The following is a 22658-nucleotide window of genomic DNA, read 5'->3' on the forward strand; positions in this document are numbered from 1 at the left end:
AAGGGTGCGTGGAGCGTTAGGGGGGGCTGGCGTTGAGGCCAGCGAACGCGGTCGGCGGACGCCAGACCGCGGCAGCAGCACTGCCGGACTAGCGCACCCTGAGGGTCTGTCGCAAGCGACTGGGGCAACTGTCCAATGGTGGTCTCCTGTACCGATGCAGTAGTGCGCGGCGGACCTTACGAGCCACGCCGGCGCAGGTCAACGTAGCAAAGGCCTGCCGGGTTGAATTCAGATTTGCCCTACACGACGAGTGCATTGGCGAAGCCAGCGGCGGCGGTGGTAATCTTGCCGCCCCAACGCTGTCCTGCGGAACGCCTTCATGCTGTACAACTTCGCCGTGCTGTTCGGCACCTTGCTGGCCATGGAAGGTGTCGGCACCCTGGCCCACAAGTACGTCATGCACGGCTGGGGCTGGTGGCTGCACCGCTCGCACCACGCCCCGCAGCTGGGCGTGCTGGAACTCAACGATGTCTACCTGCTGGCCCTGGCGCTGATCGCCACCGCGTTGGTGGCGCTCGGCAAAGCCGGGCATGCGCCGTTGCAATGGGTCGGCGCAGGGGTGGCCGGTTATGGGGTACTGTACGTGCTGCTGCACGACGGCCTGTTTCATCGCCACTGGCCACGGGCTCCGCGACCGGTCAACCGTTATCTGAAGCGTCTGCAACGTGCCCACCGTCTGCACCACGCGGTCAAGGGCCGCAGCGGTAGCGTGTCGTTCGGGTTCTTCTATGCACCGCCGTTGGCGGTACTCAAGCGCCAGTTGCGCGCACGCCGCCAGCGCTGATCGCAGGCCCCCGCCTGAATTCTTACATCCAGATACAGAATCCCGATCAAACGTCGGCCTGAGCAACTAGCCTAGGAAGTTTCCGATTTGTGACGGGGAAACTTCCTATGTATGGACGTCGTGATGTCTTACGCGCTAGCGCCGCCGTGGGCCTGCTTGCCAGCAGTCCCTGGCTCGCCGTCGCCAGCGCTGAGGCAGGGCTGCTCAGCCGGCCGATCCCCAGCACCGGCGAACAGCTACCGGTCATCGGTGCCGGTACCTCGGGCAGTTTCGAGGTGCAGGCCGATTCTGCGGCCTATGGCCAACTGCAGCAGGCACTCAAAGGGTTCTTTGCAGGCGGTGGTCGGGTCATCGACACCTCGCCCAACTACGGCGGCGCGGATGCCGTACTGGGACAGTTGCTGGAAGAGGGCGGCTGGCACACGCAGTGTTTCCTGGCCACCAAGATCGCCGCCGACAGCCGCGAGGCGGCCGAACGGCAGTGGGCCGGCAGCTTGAAAAGCCTGCGTACCGACAAGGTCGACCTGCTGCAAATCCATAACCTGCGCGACTGGCAGCGGCAACTGGCCTACGCCCGTGAGCTGAAAGCGGCAGGCAAGACCCGCTATATCGGCATCACCCACTACCTCAACAGCGGTCACGCCGAAGTGGCGGACATCGTGCGCCGCGAGTCGCTGGATTTCGTGCAGATCAACTATTCAGTCAATGCCCCTGAGGCGGCCAGGACGCTATTCCCGTTGTGCCAGGAAAAACGCGTCGCGGTGCTGGCCAATCGCGCCTTCGACGATGGTCGACTGTTCGCCCGAGTCAAGGATCAGGCGCTGCCTGGCTGGTGTGCGGAGCTGGGCATCGGCAGTTGGGCGCAGCTGTTTCTCAAGTTCGCCATCAGCCATCCGGCAGTGACCGCAGTGATCCCCGCCACTGGCCGCCCGGACCGCCAGCTCGATCAGCTCAAGGCCGGTCGCGGCCCGCTGCTCACTGCGCAACAGCGCCAGGCCCTGATCGAGCAGTTCGCCTGAGCATGGGCCGGTGGCGGCAGCGTCTGGCCCGCTGGCTCAACCTTGCCCCTGGCGAAGGCCCGGGGGTGCTGGGCGCACTGACGCTGTTCTATCTGTTGTTCACCGGCTACTTCATGCTGCGCCCAGTGCGCGAAACCATGGGCGTGGCCGGCGGTATCGATAACCTGCAATGGCTGTTCACCGGCACCTTCATCGCCACTCTGGCGTGCCTGCCGCTGTTCGGCTGGCTGGTGTCGAAAGTACGGCGCCGGCGCATTCTGCCGTGGACCTATGCCTTCTTCGCCAGCAACCTGGTGCTGTTCGCGGTCTTGCTGCAGCGCGATCCCGAGGGGTTGTGGCAGGCGCGGGCGTTCTATATCTGGCTGTCGGTATTCAACCTGCTGGCGATTTCCCTGGCCTGGAGCGTGCTCGCCGATGTGTTCAGCAGCGAGCAGAGCAAGCGGCTGTTCGGCCTGTTCGCCGCTGGCGCCAGCCTCGGTGGGCTGAGCGGGCCGATGCTCGGCACCCTGCTGGTGGCGCCGCTCGGCCATGCCGGGCTGCTGGTGCTGGCGGCGTTGCTGCTGCTCGGCAGCATCCTGGCGGTGCTCTACCTGCAACGCTGGCGTGCGCAGCACCCGCTGCCGGGCGACAGCGAGCAAGCCGCCTGCCGACCGGTCGGGGGAAACCCTTGGGCGGGTGCCAGCGCAGTACTGCGCACGCCGTACCTGCTCGGCATCGCGGTGTTCGTGCTGTTGCTCGCCAGTGTCAGCACGTTCCTGTATTTCGAGCAGGCGCGGCTGGTCAGCGAAACCTTCACCGACCGCACCCGGCAGACCCAGGTGTTCGGCTTGATCGATACGGTGGTGCAGACCCTGGCGATTCTCACCCAGGTGTTTTTCACCGGACGTCTCGCGCGGCGGCTGGGGGTCGGGGTGCTGCTGGTGGGTGTACCGCTGGCGATGGCGGTGGGCTTCGTCTGGCTGGCCCTGGCACCGACCTTTGCGCTGTTCGTGGCGGTGATGGTGCTGCGCCGGGCGGGCGAGTACGCGCTGGTGCGCCCCGGTCGCGAGATGCTCTTCACCGTGCTGCCCAATGAGGCCAAGTACAAGGCCAAGAACTTCATCGATACGGTGGTCTATCGCGGGGGCGACGCGCTGAGTGGCTGGCTGAAAAGGGCGCTGGATGTGCTCGGCGAGCACCCGCAACTGGCCATGCTGATCGGCGGGGTGCTGGCGGTGGCATGGGGGGCGACAGGGCATTGGCTGGGCCGGCGGCAGCGGGGGCTGGAGCGCGGGAATGGATGCTGAACGCGGCTAATGCCTGTGGCGGCCCTTCGCGGCTAAAGCCGCTCCCACGGTTGGTGCAGGAGCGGCATTAGCCGCGAATGTCCGGTGAAGCCGGTCTATGCCTGCCTCAATGCGGCGCCCGGTGAATGGTCTTGAGCAAGTCTTCCGGGCTGATGTGCCCGACCACCTGGCCCACCGCGCTGCCCGGGGTGGGCAGGTCGATGATGTGGTTTTTCATCTTGCCGATCACGTGCATTTCACACGGCTTGCAATCGAATTTCAGGGTCAGCACTTCATCGCCCTGGATCAGTTGCATCGGCGCCACCTTAGTGCGTACGCCGGTTACGCCCTTGGCCTGCTTGGGGCACAGGTTGAACGAGAACCGCAGGCAGTGCTTGGTGATCATCACCGGCACTTCGCCGTGTTCCTCGTGGGCCTCGTAGGCAGCATCGATCAGCTTGACCCCGTGGCGATGGTAGAAATCGCGGGCCTTCTGGTTGTAGACGTTGGCCAGGAACGACAGGTGCGCCTCCGGGTACACCGGTGGTGGGCTGGTCTCGGCCTTGCGCGCACCGCGCGGATGGGCCTGCACGCGCGCTTCGGTCAGCGCATCGATGGCTTCGCGGCGCAGCGCTTTGAGCTGTGAGTTGGGAATGAAGAACGCCTGCGGCGCGTCCAGCTCGATGGCGGTGGCGTGGTACTGGGTGGTGCCCAGCTGGCCGAGCAGGTCGTGCAATTGCTCGAGCGCCTGTTCAGGCTTGTTGGCAGCGCCGAACGGGCCTGGCAACTGCACCTGAACGCTGACGCCTTCTTCACTGCGCGCGGTCAGCGCCAGGTGCGACTCGCGCAGTTCGGCGTGCCAGCTCAGGCCCACGCGACGCTCGGCCGAGGTGCGCTGCAGGGCTTGCTGCCAGTTGTGGTCGAGGTTACGCGACAGCGGATGGTTCGGGCGCAGCTTGTACAGCCCGGCCGGCATCTCGTTGGGCTCGACGCGGTAGCGGTAGCGCGGCTGGCCGTCTCCCTCGAACTGCCCGCGTGGCTCGGCGATATTGGCGCGAAAACCCAGCACTTCGCGCTTGAGCAGCACGTTGAGGCCATCACCGTTGGTCAACGGCACCTCGGTGACCACCAGCAGGTCGCGCTTGTTGACCTTCTCGACCACGCCCACCGGCAGGCCGGTGAAGGTCGGCGAGTCGAACGCGCCGATGTCGATCTTGCGGTCGCTGACGAAGTAGTCGGTGCTGCCGCGGTGGAAGGTCTTGTCCGGGTCAGGAATGAAGAAATGCTCGGTCCGCCCGCTGGAAGCTCGGGCCAGCGCGGGGCGGTCTTCGAGAATGGCGTCGAGTTCCTTGCGGTAGTGGGCGGTGATGTTCTTCACATAGCCCATGTCCTTGTAGCGGCCCTCGATCTTGAACGAACGCACGCCGGCATCGACCAGATCACGCAAGTTGGCGGTCTGGTTGTTGTCTTTCATCGACAGCAGGTGTTTCTCGAAGGCCACCACCCGGCCCTGGTCGTCCTTGAGGGTGTAGGGCAGGCGGCAGGCCTGGGAGCAATCACCCCGGTTGGCGCTGCGCCCGGTCTGTGCGTGGGAGATGTTGCACTGCCCGGAGAACGCCACGCACAGCGCACCGTGGATGAAGAACTCGATGGCCGCGTCGGTTTCGCTGGCGATGCTGCGAATCTGCTGCAGGTTCAGCTCACGGGCCAATACCAGTTGCGAGAAGCCGGCCTGGTCGAGAAAACGCGCGCGTTCCAGGGTGCGGATGTCGGTCTGGGTGCTGGCGTGCAGCTCGATGGGCGGAATATCCAGCTCCATCACCCCGAGGTCCTGCACGATCAGCGCGTCGACGCCGGCATCGTACAACTGATGAATCAGCGCACGCGCCGGCTCCAGCTCGTTGTCGTGGAGGATGGTGTTGAGGGTAGTGAACACCCGCGCATGATAGCGACGGGCGAAGGTCACCAGCTCGGCGATTTCCTTCACCTCGTTGCAGGCGTTGTGCCGCGCGCCAAAGCTGGGGCCGCCAATATAGATGGCGTCAGCGCCATGCAGGATCGCTTCGCGGGCAATGCTCACGTCACGGGCGGGGCTGAGCAGTTCGAGGTGGTTCTTGGGCAGGGACATGTCGTTATGGTCAGGCTTGTCACGGTCGAGGCGGGGGATTGTAGCGGTGAAACGCCGCCCCGGCACCCTCGAGCTGCCCAGTTGCACACCGGGCAGCTCGCGCGCGCAGCCTAGAACTGATATTCCAGCCCGGCGCCGGCGTACCAACTGCGTCCTGGCGCGGCTTCGTAGTAGCGGCCATTGCCGTCGCCGACGATCACCGAACCGACGTACTGGCGGTCGAGCAGGTTGTCCAGCCGTACCAGCTCTCGGAAGGTCCATGGGCCCAAGGTCTGCTCGAACTGGGTGCGCCAGTTGAACACGGTGTAAGCGGGCGCGGCGTGCTGCTGGTTGCTGTCCTCGACATACACCTTGCTGCGGTACTGACCCTCCAGGCCCATGCTGATGCCCTCGCGCGGCGTCCACACCAGCTCGGCGAACAGGCTGCTGCGCGGTACGCCCGGCAGCTGGTTGCCTTTATCGACGGTCTGGCCGCTCTTGCTGAAGTCCTGGGCGTAGGTGGCGTCGAGCCAGGTGTAGGCGAGGTTGGCCTGCCACTGCGGGCTGAACTCGCGCTGCACGCTCAGCTCCAGGCCACGGCGCAGGGTCTTGCCGGCGTTCTGGTAGCTGGTGCGACCGGCTTCGGAGGCGTACACCACCACCTCGTCATCGGTACGGATCTCGAACAGCGCGGCGTTGATGCGGGTGTTGGCATCGGGTCGCGCTTTAAGGCCCAGTTCGACCTGGGTGCTGGTCGCAGGGGAAAGACCGAAGTTGAATGCACCGCCAGCGCCCGGCGCGTAGGCCATTTCGGCCTGGGTCGGGGTTTCCACCGCCTTGCCGGCGCTGATGTAGCCTTGCAGCTCGGGGGTGAAGGCGTACATCAGTGCCAGGCTCGGCAGGGTGCGCTGGTAGGTGCGCGAACCGCTGGAGTCGCCATCGTCCAGGTAGTGGTCGTCGACCTTCATGCGCAAGCTGCTGCGGCGCAGGCCGGCCTCGAAGGTCCAGTGCTCGATCTCCCAGTGCGCCTGCACATAGGGGTCAAGGCTGGTGGCGGTGTCAATCTCGTCACGGCGCAGTTCGCCTTTGACGCCCAAGGTATCGCCGCTGAAGTTCTGGAAGCCGCGCCGATCGTCCTGGCTGCGGTCGTAGTCGGCGCCGACGGTGACTTTCAGATCCCCCGGCGCCGCACTGATCGGCTGAATCCAGCGCAGCGTGCCGCCGTGGAACTCGCGGTCGAAGTCGACCACGCCGCCACCGCGCAGATTGGGTAGCGCACCTTTGGGGATCGACAGGTACTGGATCACGCTGCGCTTGCCGCCATACAGGTTGAACTGCAAGGTGGCGTCGCCAAAGGCGCGTTCGTAGTTCATGCCCAGCTGCTGGTGGTGGATGCTCTTGCGTGTGTCGTAGCTCAAGGCGTTGGCCGACACCGACCGCGGGTCATCCTTGTAGCCTTGCCAGGTCTGGCCGAGCGGGTCTTGCGTGCCGTTCTGCTCGAGGCTGCTGAAGATCAGCGCCAGGCGGCTGTCCTGGTCAGGGTTGACGTGGACCTTGGCGAAGGTCTGGTCGCGGCGCGCGGCGCTGTGGTCGCGGTAGCCGTCGGTATCCATGCGCGAAGCGTCGACGATGAACCCGGCATCGTCATTGCCGCCCTCGCCATACACCCGCTGCTTGCTGAAACCGTCGCTGCCGTAGGTGGTGGCTGCGCCGACCTTGGGCGGGCCGCTGCCATCACGGGAAAACATCTGGATCACCCCGCCTGCGTTGCTGCCGTAGATGGCCGAGGCCGGGCCGCGCAGCACTTCGACGCGATCGGCCACATCGAGGTTGAGCGTTGCCGCCTGGCCCTGACCATCGGGTGTGCTGGCGGGAATGCCATCGCTGATCAGCTTCAGGCCACGAATGCCGAAGGCCGAACGCGCGCCGTAGCCGCGCGAGGAAATCTGCAAGTCTTGGGCATAGTTCTGACGGTTCTGCACCACCAGGCCAGGCACACGGTTGAGCGCCTCGGACAGATTGACGCCCAGTTGGCCATCGGCGAACTGGCTGCGCTCGACGGTATCGACCGAGAACGGCAGGTCGAAACTGGCGCTGGGGGCGTAGCTGCCGGTCACCACCAGCGGTTCGAGCAGGGTGAACGAGGCGGGCGGCTGGGCCCAGGCGACGCCGCACAGGCCAAGGCCCGGGAGCAGGGCGGTGAACGGGCGGCACCAGGAAAAAGCGTGGGTCATGCGGGGCAGGTTCCTGCAAAAAAAGCGAGGACGCGGCCGGCATACGCCAGCCGCGTCGGTGAATCAGCCTTGGGCGGCCATGGCGGTGACTTCCACGCGCATGCCGTCGAAGGCCAGCGACGCCACACCGACGGCGGCCCGCACGGGCCAGGGTTTGGCGAAGAAGCGCTGATAGACCTCGTTGAACACGGCGCGGTCGGCCATGTCGGTGAGGTAGATGGTCAGGTGCAGCACACGATCCATGCCGCTGCCGGCACGCTCGAGGGCCTCCTTGAGCGCCTGCAAGGTGCATTCGCACTGGGTGACGATATCGCCCAGCTCAAGGCTGCCGTCGGCGCGCACGGGAATTTGCGTGGTCACCAGCAGGCCGTTGAACAGCGCCACGTCGGAGGAAATCGACTCGGCGTCGCTGTCGGGGATGAAGGTGATGTCCTGAGTGCTCATGGGAAATCGCTACCTGGGCAGTGGGAAAGCCTGGAAGCCTACTTGAGCACTGCGTCGGGGTCGAGCCGCGTGGCCGGCAATGATTGTATTGCCCGCCCTGGCCCGGCAGAATCACGCCCCTTTCAATTTGCCACGCCGCAACGAGGTCAAGGCTTGAACGAACAGACTCTGTCGCTGCGCCTGGAACGGGTAGCGGCCAACATTCCCCAGGGCGCACGCCTGGCCGACATCGGCTCGGACCACGGCTACCTGCCCATCGCCTTGTACCTGCGCGGGGTGATCGAGGCGGGGGTCGCCGGGGAAGTCGCCTTGGCACCGTTTCACTCGGCCCAAGGCAAAGTGCGCAAGAACGGCCTGCAGGCGCACATCACCGTGCGCCACGCCAGTGGCCTTGCGGCCATCGAGGCGCACGACCGCATCACCGCCATCAGCTTGTGCGGTATGGGTGGCGAGACGATTCGCGACATTCTCGAAGCCGGCCGCGAGCGTTTGCGCGGTGATGAGCTGCTGGTGCTGCAACCGAACGTGCGCGAATGGGTGGCCCGTGGTTGGCTGGCGGCCAACGGTTACCAAATCCTCCACGAGGAAATCCTCGAGGAAAATCAGTTCACCTACGAAATCATCGTCGCCCAGCGCGGCGAGGCGGTCAGCTACAGCCCTGAACAGTTGTACTTTGGCCCGCTGCTCATGGCTCAGCGCAGCCCGCTGTTCCTCGCCAAGTGGCGGTTGAACCTGCAACGCAAGGAGCGGGTGGTGGCGCGTTTCGAACGGGCTCGGGAAGTGCCTGCGGCCAAGCGTGAGGAAGTGGGCGAGCAACTGCGCATGATTCGCCAGTTGCTCGCCTGAGTTCAGCGTTGTGGCGCGTCGCTGGCGCGCTGTTGGCGCATGGATTTGGCGCGCTTTTCCAGCACCAGGTAGGTAATCACCGCAGCCATCAACGGAATCAGGTAGTACAGCGTGCGGTAGCCCAATAGCGCCGCCACCAGGCTGCCCTGGCTCAATTGCCCGCTGAGCAGGGCCAGGAACACCGTCTCCAGCACGCCAAGCCCGGCCGGAATGTGCGCCACCACCCCGGCCACGCAGCTGATCATCAGCACGCCGAATACCGATGGGTAGAACACATCCCCAGGCATCAGCCACCAGATCAACGCCGCCATCAACAGCCAGTTGCTGCCACCGAGCGCCACCTGACACAGGGCCAGACGCAGCGATGGCAAGGTCAGTTCGTGGCCGCGGATGGACCAGGTGCGTCGCGTGGCCAGGCCGCAGGCGAGTAGATAGCCCGCCACGACCGCCAGCATCAGCACGCCGATCAGTTGCAGACCGGTCACGCCCACGGCCCAGTCATCGGGCAGCTTGACCTGACGCAAGGCGAACACCACACCAGCCACCAGCAGGTACCCCATCCAGTTGGTCAGCAGGCCAAGGGTCAGAATCCGCGTGATGGTGCCGTTATCCAGGCCAAGCCGCCCGTAGAGTCGGTAACGCAGCGCCACGCCACCGACCCAGGTGGTGAAGTTGAGGTTGAACGCGTAGCAGACGAATGCAATCGGCAGCACCTGCCGCGCTGGCAGGTTATGCCCGGTGTAGGCGCGGGCCAGCAGGTCGTAGCTGGCGAACACCACATAGCTGCACGCCGCGATACCCAGGCCGATCAGCAGCGTGCTGAGCTTGTAGGCCTGCAACGACTCCCGCACCTCGTTCCAGTCCAGATTGCGTGCCAGTGAGTACAGCAGGGCCGGAATCAACACGATGAACAACACGGTGAACAGGCGCTTGCCCCATTTCATCCAGTTTTGCTTGGCTGGCATCAGGCTTGCCCCTCATGGATATCGGCCGTGGTGGGTGCTTCAGGTTGCAGCGATTGCAGGCGCTGGCGGTGCGCGGGCAGCCAGCCGGCGATGCGTGGGAAGAAGCGGGTGATGTGAAAGCCGAGGAAGATCAGCGGTGCACGCCACCAGTAACCGCGGATCATGCGCTCCAGGGTCACGGTCTTGCAGTGCTGTTCGGCCAGGCCGCTGAGGTGCTCGTAGAGCCGCTGGTTGAACGCCCGATCACGGATCAGCAGGTTCGCTTCCAGGTTCAGCGACAGGCTCAGCGGGTCGAGGTTGCTGGAACCGACCGTCGACCACAGGTCGTCGATCAGCGCGACCTTGCCGTGCAGTGGCCGCTGGCAATACTCATAGATGCGCACGTTGTCGCGCAGCAGGTAGTTGTACAGCAGCCGCGACAAGGCCCGCACCCAGCGCATGTCGGGCTGGCCTTGCAGAATCAGTGTCACCTCCACGCCACGGCGGGCGGCATTGCGCAGTTCGCGCAGCAGTCGGTAACCGGGGAAGAAGTACGCGTTGGCCACCACGATGCGCTGGCGGGCCATGCGAAAGCCTTCCAGGTAATAGGCTTCGATCTCGGTGCGGTGGCGGCCGTTGTCGCGCTCGGCCAGCACCGCGGTGACAGTGCCGGCCGGCTCGGTCAACGGGCGCACTTGGCTAGCCGGTTCGAGCACACCGCTCATCAGCCGTTTGCTGGAGGCATGCAACTGCGCCACCACCGGACCGGTGACCTCCACCGCGTAATCCTGCTTGGCCATCGCGCCGAAATCGCCCAAGTGGTCAGCGCTGTAATTGATGCCGCCAATGAACGCCCGCTCACCATCGACGACCACGATCTTGCGGTGCAGGCGGCGGAACAGGTTGGTGCGCATGCCAGCCACGCGCGGCTGCGGGTCGAAGACGTGGAAGCCGACGCCCACCTGGGTCATCGAGCAGACGAACTCATCGCTCAGTGACGCCGTGCCGTAGCCATCGACCGCCACCTCCACTCGCACCCCACGCGTAGCGGCTTCGATCAACACTTGACGCAACTGCTGACCGACCTTGTCGTCGAAAATGATGAAGGTTTCCAGCAGTACTTCTTCGCGGGCCTGGGCGATGGCCTCGAACACCCGCGGGTAGTACTCCTCGCCATTGATCAGCAACTCGACCTGGTTGCCTTCGACCCATGGGCGCTTCACAAACTCACCTGCGCCACCAGCGGAGCATGATCGGAAAGGTGCGACCACGGGTACTTGGACAAGACCTGTGCACCGCTGGGCATGGCATTGCGTAAGTAAATGCGGTCGAGTCGCAGCAGCGGCAGGCGCGCCGGAAAGCTGCGCGCCGGGGTACCGAAGCGCTCGCCAAAGGCTTCCACCAGGTGCTGAGAGAGCACGGCGTCGGCCTTGAGCCGCCAGTCGTTGAAATCGCCGGCGATGATCACCGGTGCCCTCGCCGGCAGACGTTCGAGCAGATCCAGCAGCAAACGCACCTGGCTCTGCCGGTGCGCTTCCCTCAGGCCCAGGTGCACGCAGATGGCGTGCACCTCATCGTGCCCCGGCACCTCCAGGCGGCAATGCAACAGGCCGCGTTGTTCGTTGCCCTCGACGCTGACGTCGAGGTTGTTGTGCTCAGCGATGGCGAATTTCGACAGCAGGGCATTGCCATGATCGCCATGGGGATAGACCGCGTTGCGCCCGTAGGCGAACTGCGGCCACATGCTGTCGGCGAGGAATTCGTACTGCGGCGTTTCCGGCCACAACGGGTGGCGTTCGGCGTGCTCACGGTGGCTGCCGTGCACCTCTTGCAGGAACACCAGGTCAGCCCCGGTGGCGCGCACCGCATCGCGCAGTTCAGGCAGGATGAAGCGCCGGTTCAGGGCAGTGAAGCCCTTGTGCACGTTGAGCGTCAGCACGTTGAGGCGACTGACCTGGATGCCACTGCTGGCGACGACGCTGGGCTGGGCGAGGATCGACGTCATGCGCACTCCTTGGAGTGCAACGCAGGCAGCGCTGGCAAGGCGGGCAGGGCGCAGGGCCAGCCGGTCGGGTCGAGGCAGGTAAGGCTCACGCGCAAGTTCTCCGAAAAGTCGTTAGGCAATCGACCTGCGTGAGCTCGATGAGGTTCACCCGTCTGGCGCAATCCGCAATCAATGTGCCATGAGCGCTCCGTGCAGCGGCGACGATGCTGGGAACTTTGCTTGCCCAGCGCGCCTCCACCGAAGACCGCGCACCTGCACCTGACGGAGGGCACATGGCCAGGCACATCATTCATTACACCGGGCCGATCAACTCATCGACCTGCGGCAACCTCATCAATACCTGCGCCAAGGCGATCAATCAGGGTGCCAGTGAGCTCCAAGTCAACGTTGCCACCATGGGCGGGGAATGCAGCTACGGTTTCACCCTGTACAACTTCTTGCGCTCGTTACCCGTACCACTGCACACCCATAACCTCGGCACCGTCGAATCGATGGGCAATATCCTGTTTCTTGCCGGCGAGCAGCGTACGGCCTGCCGCTACAGCAAGTTTCTGTTCCATCCGTTTCACTGGACGCTGCATGGCTCGGTCGACCACGCGCGCATGACCGAATACGCCATGAGCCTGGACTACGACCTCGAGTTGTACGCCAAGATCGTCGCCGAACGCACCGCCGGTGCTGCACAGGTGCTCGACGTGCCGCGCTACCTGACGGCCTACCCGCGAATTCTCGGCCCGCAAGAAGCGCTCGACTGCGGCATGATCACCGCCATCGACGAGCGGCGCATCGACACCGACGCCGTGCAGTGGAGCGTGCATGCCTGAGCTACCGGCATGCAGCGCTCGACGGGTCAATACGGCTGAGTGCCGCTTAGCGCCTCGATTGCGTCGATCAGGTCGTCATAGCTGACCGGTTTATTGAGATGGCGGTCGAAGCCCGATTGCTTGGACTTGTACTGGTCAGCACTGGCACCGTAGCCAGTCAAGGCGATGGCGGGCGTGTAGCGAAGATGGGCCAAGCTACGCAGGGCCTTGATCAGTTCATGACCGTCCATGCCTGGCATGCCGATGTCCGAAAGAATCACCTCGTAACGACCTTCCCCTGCGGCAGCCAGCGCGCGCCGTGGATCGCTGAAGGCCGTGACTTCGGCATTTTCCATTTCCAGCAATTGCTGCATCACATCCAGTACATCGGGTGAGTCATCCACCAGCAGCACGTGGATGCCACTGAGGCGGCCCTGGACACTGACATCCGTACCCAGCGCCGAGGTTGGTTGGTTACCGTCGCAGCGCGGCAGACGCACAGTGAAGGTGCAACCCTGGCCCAGCCCCGGCGAGCTGGCGCGCACGCTGCCGCCGTGGGCTTCGACCAGTTGGCGCACCAGCGACAGACCGATGCCCAGGCCTTCGCGGTTGGGTGAAGCCTGGGTGGGCGCGGCCTGGCTGAACAGCTCGAAGATGTTCTCCAGGCTTTCCGGGTCCAGACCCACGCCGTGGTCGATCACCTGCAATTGTGCCCAGCCATCCTCGCTGCTCAGCTCCAGGCGAATTTCGCTGTCGGCCGGGCTGAACTTCAGTGCGTTGTTCAGCAGGTTCCAGACGATCTGCTCGAGCCGCGTGCTGTCGCCTTCGATATACAGCGAGGTTTCGTCCTGTGGCAGGCCGAGGGTCACCGTGCAGCCACGCTGCTCGCTGACCACCACGTTGTGGATGCCGCGCAGGGCGGCGGCCAGATCGACTGGCTGGGTCTTGAGCTTGAGCTTGCCGGTACGAATGCGCGCAACATCGAGCAGGTCATCGATGATCCGCGCCTGGCTGGCCACCGCATCACAAATGATGCTCACGGCCTTGTTTGCTGCGCTGCTGCTTTTGACCAGCGGCGAACGGCGGAGAATTTCCGCGTTGAGCTGAATCAGGTTGAGCGGGTGCTTGAGTTCGTGGGACATGATGGCGAAGAACTCGTCCTTCATGTGGCTGGTGCTCTGCGACTCGGCCAGTTGCTTGGTCTGCTCGTCGTGCAGGCGCTTGTGCCCGGTGAGGTCACGGGCGATCTTGACGAAGCCGCGCAGGCTGCCGGCCAGACGCGTGACTTCGCCGCTGCAGTAGAAGCGGCTGCCGTCCTTGCGTACGTGCCAACGCTCGTCCTGACCTCGACCACGCAACTGGGCGTCGTGCAACTCCTGCTCGGGCACCCCGGCGCGGCGGTCGTCCTGGGTGAAGATCAGCCCATAGTGACGGCCGATCACTTCTTCCTTGGCATGGCCGAAGATCAATCCGGCGCCGGTGTTCCAGTCCGTGATGGTGCCGTTCTCGTCGAGCAGGATGATGGCGAAGTCGTGGGTGCTTTCAGCGACCAGGCGCATGCGTTCTTCGCCTAAGCGCAGGCTTTCTTCGGCAGCGCGGCTCTGGCTGATGTCGATGAAGGTCAGCACTGTGCCGTCGATGTGCTGCTCGCTGGAGCGGTAGGGCAGCAATCGCGCCAGGTACCAGCGCTGATTGCGCCCGCCGACCTCACGCTCGATGGTGGCTTCGCGCTCGACCACGGCGCGCGCGTCGTCAGCCAGCTCGGGGTATTCGAGGCGGTGGGTGATGTCGAGCAGTGAGCGGCCGGTATCCACTGGCAGCATGCTGAAGATGTCGGTCGCGCGCGGGGTGAACCAGCGTATATGCAGGTTGCGGTCGACGAACACCGTGGCGATGTCGGTTGAGGCGATCAGGTTGCTCAGGTAGTCGTTGACCTTGTCGGTTTCCTCAACCTTGGTCTTGAGTTCGTAATTGACCGTGAGCAGTTCTTCGTTGATCGACTGCAGCTCTTCCTTGCTGGTTTCCAGCTCTTCGCTGGCCGAGCGCAGTTCCTCGTTGATCGCCTGCATTTCCTCGTTGGAGGCGGTGAGCTCTTCGCTGGAGATTTCCGACTGCTCGATGGTTTCCTGCAACTGCAGGCGCGTACGCTGCAGTTCGCTTTCCAGGTTGGCGAGGATCATGTCGTCGGTCTGCTGGATGCCGGTGGCCACCGGCACCGGGCGATCCGGCTCGCGCTCTTCGAACACCACCAGCAGGCATTCGCTGCCGCTGGGTTCGTCCAGGTGTGGCTGGGCGAGGATATCGATCTGGCTGCTGTCCAGGGTCACCGAGCGCGAGGTGATCGCCTGGCCGCTGTGCTGGGCGTGCAGCAGGGTGCTGCGCAGCGCCGGGCGCAGCGGCGGCAAGACCAGGTTGAGCAGGTTGCGGCTCAGCTCTCCTCCGATGTGCCGCAGGAAACGCCCGACACCTTCGCTCATGTGCAGGATGTTGCCATCGACATCGACGATCAGGCTGGGCGGAGTGCGGCGGGCGAGGGCGCGGTGGTGGATTTCCGCGTACGACAGTTTGCGCCCAGGGCGGGCCTTGGCCTTGGCCGGCTCTGCCGTGGTTAGGGTGTCGTTGGGGGCCTGCAACTGGCTGGAGCGCCGCCCGCGGCTTTCCACCTGCAGCGCGCGGAAGATGCGGTTGCGTTTGTCGACCGCGGTGAACAGTTCGCTGGCGACATCGGCCGATTCCGAGCTGCCCAGGAACAGGTAACCGCCCGGACGCAGCGCGAAGTGGAACATGCGCAGGATTTCCCGCTGTACGTCGCGATCCAGGTAGATCAGCAGGTTGCGGCACACCACCAGATCGAGCTGCGAGAATGGCGGGTCGGACAGCAGGTTGTGGCGGGCGAACAGCACCTTCTCGCGCACCTCCTTGCGCACCCGCAGGTGGTGGTCTTCCTTGACGAAGAACTGCCGCACCCTTGCCGGGGCCACGTCGGTAACGATCGCTTCCTGGTACAGACCGGCGCGGCCCATGGCGATGGCGCGCTCGTCGAGGTCGGTGGCGAACACCTGCAGTTTCGCGCTGCGTTGCTCCAGCGCCAGCTGCTCGATCATCAGCATGGCCAGGCTGTAGGCTTCTTCGCCTGACGAGCAGCCTGCCGACCAGATGCGTACTTCGCGCTGGGTACGCTCGTCGCCGGTATCGCTGACCAACGCTGGCAGCACATGGCGTTCCAGCGCCTCGAAGGCATCACGGTCACGGAAGAAATTGGTCACGCCAATCAGCATGTCGGCCAGCAGCGCTTGGGACTCCTCAGGGTGGCTTTCCAGATAGGCGAGGTAGGCGGCCAGGTCGATCTGCCCGGTGACATGCAGGCGCCGCTCAAGGCGACGCAATACCGTGGCGCGCTTGTAGTGCTGAAAGTCGTGGCCGGTGCTGTTGTGCAACTGCGCAAGGATGGCATCGAGCTGCGGCTCGGCGCGCTCCGGGTCGCCGGCTTCATGACCTAGCGGCGGTGGCCGCAGGTCGTCGTCGATTTCCGGCAGGCGCACGTTGCGTGCGGTTTGCCAGATTTCCACCAGGCGCGCGGGTAATTGCGCTACCGGCAGCACGACATCGACCATGCCGGTTTCCAGGGCCGCGCGGGGCATGGCGTCGTATTCGGCATCGTCCGGGGCCTGGACGAAGGTCACACCGCCTTGCTCCTTGACCCGGGTCAGGCCCACGGCGCCATCGCCGCCGGTGCCGGACAGCACCACGCAGAATGCGTGCTCTTGATGGACGTCAGCCAGTTCGCGGAAGAACAGATCGATGGCCACGCGCTCGCCATTGCGCCGCTGCGCAGGGCGCACGCGCAGGTAACCATCGTTGGTCGACAGGCGGTTGGCCGGTGAGATGACGTAGACGTGGTTGGCCTGGATCGGCACCGACTCGCTGACCTGCAGCACTTTCATCGAGGTGTGCGCCTGAATCAGCCGGTCTGCTTCGCTTTCATGGGTAGGTGACAGGTGCAGGACGACGACGAAGGCCATGCCTGTGTTGTCGGGCATGTGCTTGAAGAACGTGCTCAGCGCCCCCAGGCCACCGGCCGAGGCGCCGATGCCCACCACGGGGAAGTCCAAGTGGCTGGGGAGCAGCTCAGGATTCTTGGGACCCGCGACAGCCGGTTTCGAAGTGGACGTCATCTACTGCGCCTTGTGCAAACCTGAGTGGCCCATGGAAACGTTGCCGGGCAGTGGGACCGGAATTATAAGCTGCTACCGGGCCAGCGACGAGAGGCAACGACAGGTGTTGAGCATTATTGTTCAACCGCGTATGGCCACGGCCCGTTGGTCGGTTCAGCCCCTGCGGCGCTCAGACTATGTACGGGGTTCCTTCACCTGGGCCATCAACATCCACCCTCGAACGCGCAGCGCGGGCCGGGCAGAAGGGTGGGCGCAGCAGCCACCGTCGCGTACGTGAACAGTAACCGAGCACGCAATTCCCAGGCCTTTGCTAGGCTGAGTCAAGGCCCCATGAGGTATCTGCATGCAGGGGTCTTTTCTTTTTCGCCTGAAGGAGAAGCACCATGCTTGCATTGACGTATCAGGGGGCTGGAGAGGTGAAAGTGCTGTCGGTGCCCGACCCGGTCATCGAACAGGATGACGATGTGCTGGTACGGGTCAGACTCAGCGGCATCTGCGGATCGGACCTGCATCTGTACCACGACAAGATTCCCAGCGTGCGCAAGGGCGATATCCTCGGTCACGAATTCATGGGGACGGTGGTCAAGGTCGGCAGCGCAGTGACGGCGGTCGCCGAGGGCGACCGCGTGGTGGTGCCGTTCATCATTGCCTGTGGCGAGTGCTTTTTCTGCAAGCAAGAACAATACGCCGCCTGCGAAACCACTAATCCCACCTCAGCGGTAATCTCCGGCGAGCACGCTACCCGCAGCGGCGCAGCGCTGTTTGGCTACGGACACCTGTACGGTGGCGTACCGGGCGGCCAGGCCGAATACGTACGCGTGCCAAAAGGCAACATAAATGCCTTCAAAGTGCCAGACGACATCAGTGATGAAGCCGCGTTGCTGCTCTCGGACACCCTGCCCACCGCCTGGCAGGCGATCAAGAACGCCAAGGTCGACAAGGGCAGTTCAGTTGCGATCTTCGGGGCCGGTCCGGTAGGCCTGCTGGCTGCGGAAATAGCGCAGATGCTAGGCGCCACGCAGATTTTCCTGGTCGATGAGTACAGTTACCGCCTGAAGTTCGCGGCTGAGACCTATGGCGTTATTCCCGTGAATTTCTACCACGATAACGACCCCGCGCGGACCATCGTCAACGCCACTGTCGACCAGCGCGGCGTCGATGCCGTGATTGACGCGGTTGGATTCGAGGCCAGCGGCACCACGGTCGAAGCAGTAATGAACATGTTCGGGTTCGAAGGCAGCAGCGGTAAAGCCTTGCGCCAGTGCATCGAAGCCGTACGGCGCGGCGGGGTGGTCAGCGTGGCGGGCATGTACTCAGGGCTGATGCACAGTTTGCAACTGGGCGCTGCATTCGACAAAGGCTTGTCGTTCCACATGGGCAAGACCCATGTGCATGCCTACCTGCCCGAACTCTGTAAGCATCTGCAGGCAGGCAGCCTGCGTCCAGAGCGACTGATCACCCATCGGCTATCTCTGAACGAGGCAGTACAAGGCTACGAAATGTACGACGAAAAACGCCCAGGATGCTGCAAGGTCATCCTCACACTGGATAGCTGACTACCTACAACGATTACCCGGCGGCTCGCTTGGCCAACTGCCAACGGGCCGCTCGCGCCAGTACGTCGATAATCTTTTGAATTTTCCTGCCCCCGATCACTCAACCCTTAGTCATCCATGGAGAAGAGGAGGGCCTTTCGATGCCAGCTCCACAGCTTTACATCATCGATTACCGCCTGCACGACCAACTGCGCAGCTTCATTATCCGTCTGGAGCGCATGGACAATGCCGAAGCCTGGCATTGGGCCAGTTGCGATGCCGGTATCGGCATCATTCCCAAGTTCGGACGCGAAAAGATCAGGAAGGTCAGTCGGCCCATGGCCGAGCGCTACGGCATCACCGATGTACGCTGGAGGCTATCTGGCACTCGGGAAAACCCAGTCGGCCCGACAGGGCAGACCCAGCACGGACGCAGCGGTGGTGAAGATGTGTCGAATGCCGGTGAAACAGCGGTGATCGCCTGAACCAGAAGTCTGCGCAACAAACCGCAGCAGTACCCCAATTCAGATGATCTATCAACAACCCTTAAGTTAACTCGACTAAATATTCATTTAGTCGAGTTAACTTATTGTTTTTATTATGGTTTAAGAAGTAGGGCGCTCAAGCCCTGATTCTGACCAGACTTTCATCACCCATCAACCTCATGGCTTGCCGGCCGTAGAACGGTTCGGCCACTATGGGCTCCTCACTCAGCGTAAGGAACCTTCCCATGCCCATCTACCTGGCCGCCGAGAGTGAATGGCTCCCCGGCACCGAACTGGTCATCGAAGGCCCCGCAGCCCAAGGCCCGTATGCAGCCGTATTCGAAGATGACGGTGAAACTGGCTACTTCTACGCCCTGGACAGCAGCAAAGACGACAACCCTATTCAGGACGCCTTGCACGTGTATAACGTGCAAGACATTTCCGACCGCGAAAAAGCCTCGACGGTACGCATCGGCTGGTCCCAGGACCACCTCAAAGCCGTTCTGCTGATCAACGACTATCCCCACGCCGTATTCGATTTCCACAGCAAGCGCGGCTACTGCCGCAGCAGCTTTCCACGGGCGACCGGTAATGGGTGGTCTAAAGAAGGCCATGACTGGAGCGACGAAGCCTTGCAATTGTTCGCCTGAACCCCCGTCAAACAGCGCCGGGCGCCACCAGCCCAACGCCCGGCGCACTGATTTCAAGGCAACCCACGTATGGATACGGACATCAAACGCCAGCTCCTGAACCTGGAACGCGAACTGCTTCAACCGCAAACCCGCCGCGACCCACGCAAACTCGATCAACTCCTGGCTGACACTTTCATCGAGTTCACAGCCAGCGGATCGACCTGCAACAAACCCCAAGCCATCAACGCGCTACACAGCGAAACCCCCAACGAACGCATTCTTGAAAACTTCCACCTGCAAGTGCTTACGCCTGACGTTGCCGTTGCGACGTATCGCTGTGTTCAGCGCGATGAGCACGGTGCGATGGTGACGTCGCTGCGCAGTTCGGTTTGGCGGTTGGGGGTGGTCGGGTGGCAGATGGTGTTTCATCAGGGGACGCGGGTTGATCGATGATGGTTTGGGGGGATGGGATTGCGAGCTGGGGGTGTTTCGATGTCTGGGAGTTGGGTGAGTTGGGATTATGTGAGGGTGCGCATAATGTGTATTATGTTAAATATGGTGTAAGTGTCAGACTCTTCGTGCTCGATCGTTAATGGCCTTCTGCCCAGCAGGCCATGTGTAACCCCCACTGGTTAATCGGAAAACATTCCACACTAACCAGTTAGGTAGCTTACATGACGACAGCGTTGGCCGAGCAGGACATCGGCCGTTACCTCATGCTGCCGTACAACTGGTCAGGGCCACATCAGCACAACGGCTTCGTGCGACCGGCGTTGGCGGAAGAAAAACTCAATTCTGTGTCCGGGAATTGTTGAGCACTACATTGCTCCGTCACTGCGAGAATTTCAGCGCAGCATCAGGAGACAATCGGTAAGACCGCAGGTTGGAGGACGCACTGCAAGCATTGGCGGAAGCGCTACGCATTCATTTGGCTACCAATCCCGACTAGATCACCCTCACCTCCTGTCTGCATTAGCAAATCAACTGAGCTCAAAACCTGATTCCGCTCCCACTCAATGCCGGCGTCAAAGTGCGCTCGACCTGCTTCGAGTGGGCTACGGAAAGTAGAGCCTATTGATTCATCATTCGCTGGAACGACCAATCGCAACCATCGCCAGGAAGTCGGACTCACCAACGATCCGGATCTCCTGCCCAGCCTCATTCAGTTCCTCGGCTTTCAGATGCTTGCTGCTTTTCTCTTTGCCCCCAAGCCGACTGATATCTTGACCACCGACGACCAGTATCGTGGTCTTTCGGCTCACCGTGTTGGAAGAGTGGTTTTGGGATGCCCACCCTCTGTAGCCAGCCTGCGACAAAGGCTCGGAAGATCGGGACGGCGTGCGGGCGAGCCTGCCATCCTGAGAGGCTACTGCCGGGAGCGCCTGCTCACGGATCAGTCCAATCTTTCAGATCAGTTGCGCGAAGTGTTGGTACAAACCGTTGCCATGATTCGCTTGCTGGTGGCCGGTTGGTTTGAGCCCCCTCGTTCGCAGGGAATGCATGCCTCCACGCTGGTTCAGCAATGCCTATCGACCATTGCCCAAATGGGAGGTGCCAGCGCTGCCCAACTGTGGAACGATCTCATTGCCAGCGGCAGCTTCGCGAGCGTAACGAAGGGCGATCTGATGTTGCTGGTCAAAGGTATGGGTGAAAAGGAGCTGATTGTCCAAGACAGTTCTGGTCTGCTCCTGCCAGGTGAGCTGGGTGAGCGCCTGATCAATCACTATGAGTTCAACACCGCTTTTACCAGCGATGAAGAGTTCCGACTGCTCAGAGATGGCAAGCTACTGGGGTCTCTAGCCGTCAGTCGACCACTCTCCAAGGGCCAGAGGATCATCTTTGGTGGTAGACGCTGGCAGGTTCAGGATGTAGATCTTGAGGCCAAAGTCATCGTGGTCACCCCAACGCGCGGCGGCGAGCCACCCCAGTTTGATGGCTTGGGTGCTCAGATCCATGACCGCGTTCGAATGGAGATGCGGTGTGTTCTTTCGGAAACATCACCCTGCCCTTTCCTGGACAAGCAGGCCCAATCGTTGCTCCAGGAAGCGCGGCAAACATTTCATGCCCTAGGGCTCGGGGAAAAGTCGATCGTGGGATCGGCTAGCGCCAGCCATCTTGTAACCTGGCAAGGCGACTACACCAATGATGCCTTGGCTTTGCTGCTGAGGCATGCGGGCATCCAGTGTGAGAACTCGGGACTTTTTCTGGACATCGCATTTGGTGCGGAAGATTCACTGAAAGCATTGCATACCGTTGCTCAGCTAGATATCTCTAACCTAGAGCCCATTCTCGAGAACGTGGAAAACATGATCCGGGAGAAATGGGACTGGGCTCTTCCTCGACCGCTTCTGATGAGGTCGTTTGCCTCAAGTCACTTAGACCTGCAAGGGGCGGTGGAAATAGCTCGAAAAATCACTGAAAACCAGTAGCACTGGAGTGCGCTTAGGCGTGTCCAGTAGCAATAGCGTTTCTCGTACTTTACTGGAGACAGCTGCATAGCACTGCTATGTCGACGCTTGGGTTATAAAATATCTCGATGTAATCGAAAATATCACTTCGGGTTTCGCTAAGTGTTGCGTAGATCCTTCGTCGGATTCGCTCCCGCTTCAAAAGCTGGAAAAAGCTCTCGGCTACGGCATTGTCATGGCAGTTTCCCCGTCGGCTCATGCTGCTGATCACATTGTTGGCCTTGAGGGAGCTTTGCCAATCTGAGCTACCGAACTCACTGCCTTGCTCTGAGTGAATCATTTGCTACTGTGGCTTGCGTCGCCACACGGTAAGCGTCTGGCCGACACACCTTGCGGATAGCAAAACTTTTGCCTTCCGCTTGGGTGATGGAGCCTACTTACCCGGGTAGGCTCCACCCTCTTGATATCCTACGATTCGACATCGCTATCCAGTAGCGTCGTTCCGTAGGAGTTGTCCACCACGCATAGCCACTTTTCTGAAAATTGACGAAACACGTAGGTCGCCCTACGCAAAATCTCAGTTTTCACTCCCGTCTTGTCCGTGGCTTGTAGCCGGGTCTCCATGATAACGAGAGCTACATCACCCCCTTGTATAACCTGCATCTCCCCCTGTGTGACAACGATGCTGTTATTGAAATGCTCCGCAATGGCGACAAATGCTCGGCGGATGCTTTCTTTGCCTGCAACGGTCAATCCTGGTCTGACCACGAGACTGGCATCATCCGCATAAAACTTCATTAGCTCGTCGAAGTCTTCGGCTGTGATGGCTCGATCAGCGGCCTCGATTGTCTCTTTGAGGGCTCGGGTAAGTGCGTCCATTCCTGCGCTCCTGAAGTAGCCTCAGAGGAGGAATGAAAAACCCCGCTGCTGAGGCGGGGTTTGGCAAATCGTGCGCAGTCCCACCGCCTAGGT

18 protein-coding genes and 2 pseudogenes are annotated in these 22658 nt (G+C 62.4%); 11 read left to right on the forward strand and 9 right to left on the reverse strand.

Annotation, left to right across the window (positions count from 1 at the left end):
• Window positions 1-319 precede the first annotated feature (319 nt).
• The 3 genes from LK03_RS17480 to LK03_RS17490 all read left to right on the forward strand — a co-directional run bounded on the left by LK03_RS17480 (window position 320) and on the right by LK03_RS17490 (window position 3089).
• Complete coding sequence (locus LK03_RS17480) at window positions 320-784, forward strand: sterol desaturase family protein (protein WP_038413680.1); 465 nt, start codon at window positions 320-322, stop codon at window positions 782-784.
• A gap of 107 nt (window positions 785-891) precedes the next feature.
• Entirely contained in the window at window positions 892-1803 is a 912-nt protein-coding gene (locus LK03_RS17485; RefSeq protein ID WP_038413681.1) for an aldo/keto reductase, read from the forward strand.
• Between the two features lie 2 nt (window positions 1804-1805).
• A complete protein-coding gene (locus LK03_RS17490; RefSeq protein WP_038413682.1) occupies window positions 1806-3089 on the forward strand; it encodes an NTP/NDP exchange transporter in 1284 nt (427 codons plus the stop codon).
• A gap of 106 nt (window positions 3090-3195) precedes the next feature.
• Here LK03_RS17490 and LK03_RS17495 read toward each other — a convergent pair whose 3' ends face one another.
• The 3 genes from LK03_RS17495 to LK03_RS17505 form a co-directional block, all read right to left on the reverse strand.
• A complete protein-coding gene (locus tag LK03_RS17495) occupies window positions 3196-5196 on the reverse strand; it encodes a peptidase U32 family protein (RefSeq protein WP_038413683.1) in 2001 nt (666 codons plus the stop codon).
• 110 nt (window positions 5197-5306) lie between these two features.
• Window positions 5307-7409, reverse strand: coding sequence for a TonB-dependent receptor family protein (locus LK03_RS17500; protein ID WP_049870545.1), 2103 nt, complete (start codon window positions 7407-7409; stop codon window positions 5307-5309).
• Window positions 7410-7472: 63 nt separating this feature from the next.
• Window positions 7473-7853 (reverse strand): RidA family protein, encoded by a 381-nt coding sequence (locus LK03_RS17505; RefSeq protein ID WP_038413684.1) that lies wholly within the window; start codon window positions 7851-7853, stop codon window positions 7473-7475.
• A gap of 153 nt (window positions 7854-8006) precedes the next feature.
• On the opposite strand from LK03_RS17505, the gene LK03_RS17510 reads away from it, so the two are divergent.
• Window positions 8007-8699: a tRNA (adenine(22)-N(1))-methyltransferase gene (locus LK03_RS17510; protein WP_038413685.1), complete on the forward strand. Its 693-nt coding sequence runs from the start codon at window positions 8007-8009 to the stop codon at window positions 8697-8699.
• 2 nt (window positions 8700-8701) lie between these two features.
• On the opposite strand, the gene LK03_RS17515 is transcribed toward LK03_RS17510, so the two are convergent.
• Genes LK03_RS17515 through LK03_RS17525 form a run of 3 tightly spaced genes read right to left on the reverse strand, consistent with a single transcriptional unit; the run spans window position 8702 to window position 11648 of the window.
• On the reverse strand, window positions 8702-9664 hold the full coding sequence (locus LK03_RS17515) for a lysylphosphatidylglycerol synthase domain-containing protein (RefSeq protein ID WP_038413686.1): 963 nt from the start codon (window positions 9662-9664) through the stop codon (window positions 8702-8704).
• Entirely contained in the window at window positions 9664-10866 is a 1203-nt protein-coding gene (gene clsB / locus LK03_RS17520) for a cardiolipin synthase ClsB (RefSeq protein ID WP_038413687.1), read from the reverse strand. The genes LK03_RS17515 and clsB overlap by 1 nt, the downstream gene beginning before the upstream one ends.
• Window positions 10863-11648, reverse strand: coding sequence for an endonuclease/exonuclease/phosphatase family protein (locus LK03_RS17525; protein WP_038413688.1), 786 nt, complete (start codon window positions 11646-11648; stop codon window positions 10863-10865). Before LK03_RS17525 ends, clsB begins: the two co-directional genes overlap by 4 nt.
• A 272-nt stretch (window positions 11649-11920) precedes the next feature.
• Here LK03_RS17525 and LK03_RS17530 point away from each other — a divergent pair, with 272 nt between their 5' ends.
• Window positions 11921-12472 (forward strand): ATP-dependent Clp protease proteolytic subunit, encoded by a 552-nt coding sequence (locus LK03_RS17530; protein ID WP_038413689.1) that lies wholly within the window; start codon window positions 11921-11923, stop codon window positions 12470-12472.
• Window positions 12473-12498: 26 nt separating this feature from the next.
• Here LK03_RS17530 and LK03_RS17535 read toward each other — a convergent pair whose 3' ends face one another.
• Entirely contained in the window at window positions 12499-16626 is a 4128-nt protein-coding gene (locus LK03_RS17535) for a CheR family methyltransferase (RefSeq protein ID WP_038413691.1), read from the reverse strand.
• Between the two features lie 383 nt (window positions 16627-17009).
• On the opposite strand from LK03_RS17535, the gene LK03_RS17540 reads away from it, so the two are divergent.
• From LK03_RS17540 to LK03_RS17565, 6 genes and pseudogenes are all read left to right on the forward strand, one after another.
• Window positions 17010-18182 (forward strand): zinc-dependent alcohol dehydrogenase, encoded by a 1173-nt coding sequence (locus tag LK03_RS17540; RefSeq protein WP_038413692.1) that lies wholly within the window; start codon window positions 17010-17012, stop codon window positions 18180-18182.
• A gap of 140 nt (window positions 18183-18322) precedes the next feature.
• A complete protein-coding gene (locus LK03_RS17545; RefSeq protein WP_240478622.1) occupies window positions 18323-18646 on the forward strand; it encodes a DUF6555 family protein in 324 nt (107 codons plus the stop codon).
• A gap of 245 nt (window positions 18647-18891) precedes the next feature.
• Window positions 18892-19296 (forward strand): DUF2251 domain-containing protein, encoded by a 405-nt coding sequence (locus LK03_RS17550; protein WP_038413693.1) that lies wholly within the window; start codon window positions 18892-18894, stop codon window positions 19294-19296.
• Window positions 19297-19365: 69 nt separating this feature from the next.
• Window positions 19366-19731, forward strand: a complete 366-nt coding sequence (locus LK03_RS17555) for a DUF4440 domain-containing protein (RefSeq protein ID WP_038413695.1) — start codon at window positions 19366-19368, stop codon at window positions 19729-19731.
• A gap of 221 nt (window positions 19732-19952) precedes the next feature.
• Window positions 19953-20093, forward strand: a complete 141-nt coding sequence (locus LK03_RS22235; protein ID WP_156109546.1) for a hypothetical protein — start codon at window positions 19953-19955, stop codon at window positions 20091-20093.
• A gap of 465 nt (window positions 20094-20558) precedes the next feature.
• Window positions 20559-21707: pseudogene (locus LK03_RS17565) on the forward strand (DEAD/DEAH box helicase); the annotation flags it as partial.
• A gap of 32 nt (window positions 21708-21739) precedes the next feature.
• Here LK03_RS17565 and LK03_RS22050 read toward each other — a convergent pair.
• A pseudogene (locus LK03_RS22050) lies at window positions 21740-22059 on the reverse strand (IS3 family transposase); the annotation flags it as partial.
• 95 nt (window positions 22060-22154) lie between these two features.
• Window positions 22155-22565, reverse strand: a complete 411-nt coding sequence (locus tag LK03_RS17570) for a YybH family protein (RefSeq protein WP_038413700.1) — start codon at window positions 22563-22565, stop codon at window positions 22155-22157.
• Window positions 22566-22658: the final 93 nt, after the last annotated feature.

The organism is Pseudomonas cremoricolorata (assembly GCF_000759535.1).
GTDB lineage: Bacteria > Pseudomonadota > Gammaproteobacteria > Pseudomonadales > Pseudomonadaceae > Aquipseudomonas > Aquipseudomonas cremoricolorata_A.

Bases quoted from the DNA above. Each gene is read 5' to 3' on its own strand.
- LK03_RS17480 (WP_038413680.1), top strand. From the start codon at position 320: ATGCTGTACAACTTCGCCGTGCTGTTCGGCACCTTGCTGGCCATGGAA.
- LK03_RS17485 (WP_038413681.1), top strand. From the start codon at position 892: ATGTATGGACGTCGTGATGTCTTACGCGCTAGCGCCGCCGTGGGCCTG.
- LK03_RS17490 (WP_038413682.1), top strand. From the start codon at position 1,806: ATGGGCCGGTGGCGGCAGCGTCTGGCCCGCTGGCTCAACCTTGCCCCT.
- LK03_RS17495 (WP_038413683.1), bottom strand. From the start codon at position 5,196: ATGTCCCTGCCCAAGAACCACCTCGAACTGCTCAGCCCCGCCCGTGAC.
- LK03_RS17500 (WP_049870545.1), bottom strand. From the start codon at position 7,409: ATGACCCACGCTTTTTCCTGGTGCCGCCCGTTCACCGCCCTGCTCCCG.
- LK03_RS17505 (WP_038413684.1), bottom strand. From the start codon at position 7,853: ATGAGCACTCAGGACATCACCTTCATCCCCGACAGCGACGCCGAGTCG.
- LK03_RS17515 (WP_038413686.1), bottom strand. From the start codon at position 9,664: ATGCCAGCCAAGCAAAACTGGATGAAATGGGGCAAGCGCCTGTTCACC.
- LK03_RS17525 (WP_038413688.1), bottom strand. From the start codon at position 11,648: ATGACGTCGATCCTCGCCCAGCCCAGCGTCGTCGCCAGCAGTGGCATC.
- LK03_RS17530 (WP_038413689.1), top strand. From the start codon at position 11,921: ATGGCCAGGCACATCATTCATTACACCGGGCCGATCAACTCATCGACC.
- LK03_RS17535 (WP_038413691.1), bottom strand. From the start codon at position 16,626: ATGACGTCCACTTCGAAACCGGCTGTCGCGGGTCCCAAGAATCCTGAG.
- LK03_RS17540 (WP_038413692.1), top strand. From the start codon at position 17,010: ATGCTTGCATTGACGTATCAGGGGGCTGGAGAGGTGAAAGTGCTGTCG.
- LK03_RS17545 (WP_240478622.1), top strand. From the start codon at position 18,323: ATGCCAGCTCCACAGCTTTACATCATCGATTACCGCCTGCACGACCAA.
- LK03_RS17550 (WP_038413693.1), top strand. From the start codon at position 18,892: ATGCCCATCTACCTGGCCGCCGAGAGTGAATGGCTCCCCGGCACCGAA.
- LK03_RS17555 (WP_038413695.1), top strand. From the start codon at position 19,366: ATGGATACGGACATCAAACGCCAGCTCCTGAACCTGGAACGCGAACTG.
- LK03_RS22235 (WP_156109546.1), top strand. From the start codon at position 19,953: ATGACGACAGCGTTGGCCGAGCAGGACATCGGCCGTTACCTCATGCTG.
- LK03_RS17570 (WP_038413700.1), bottom strand. From the start codon at position 22,565: ATGGACGCACTTACCCGAGCCCTCAAAGAGACAATCGAGGCCGCTGAT.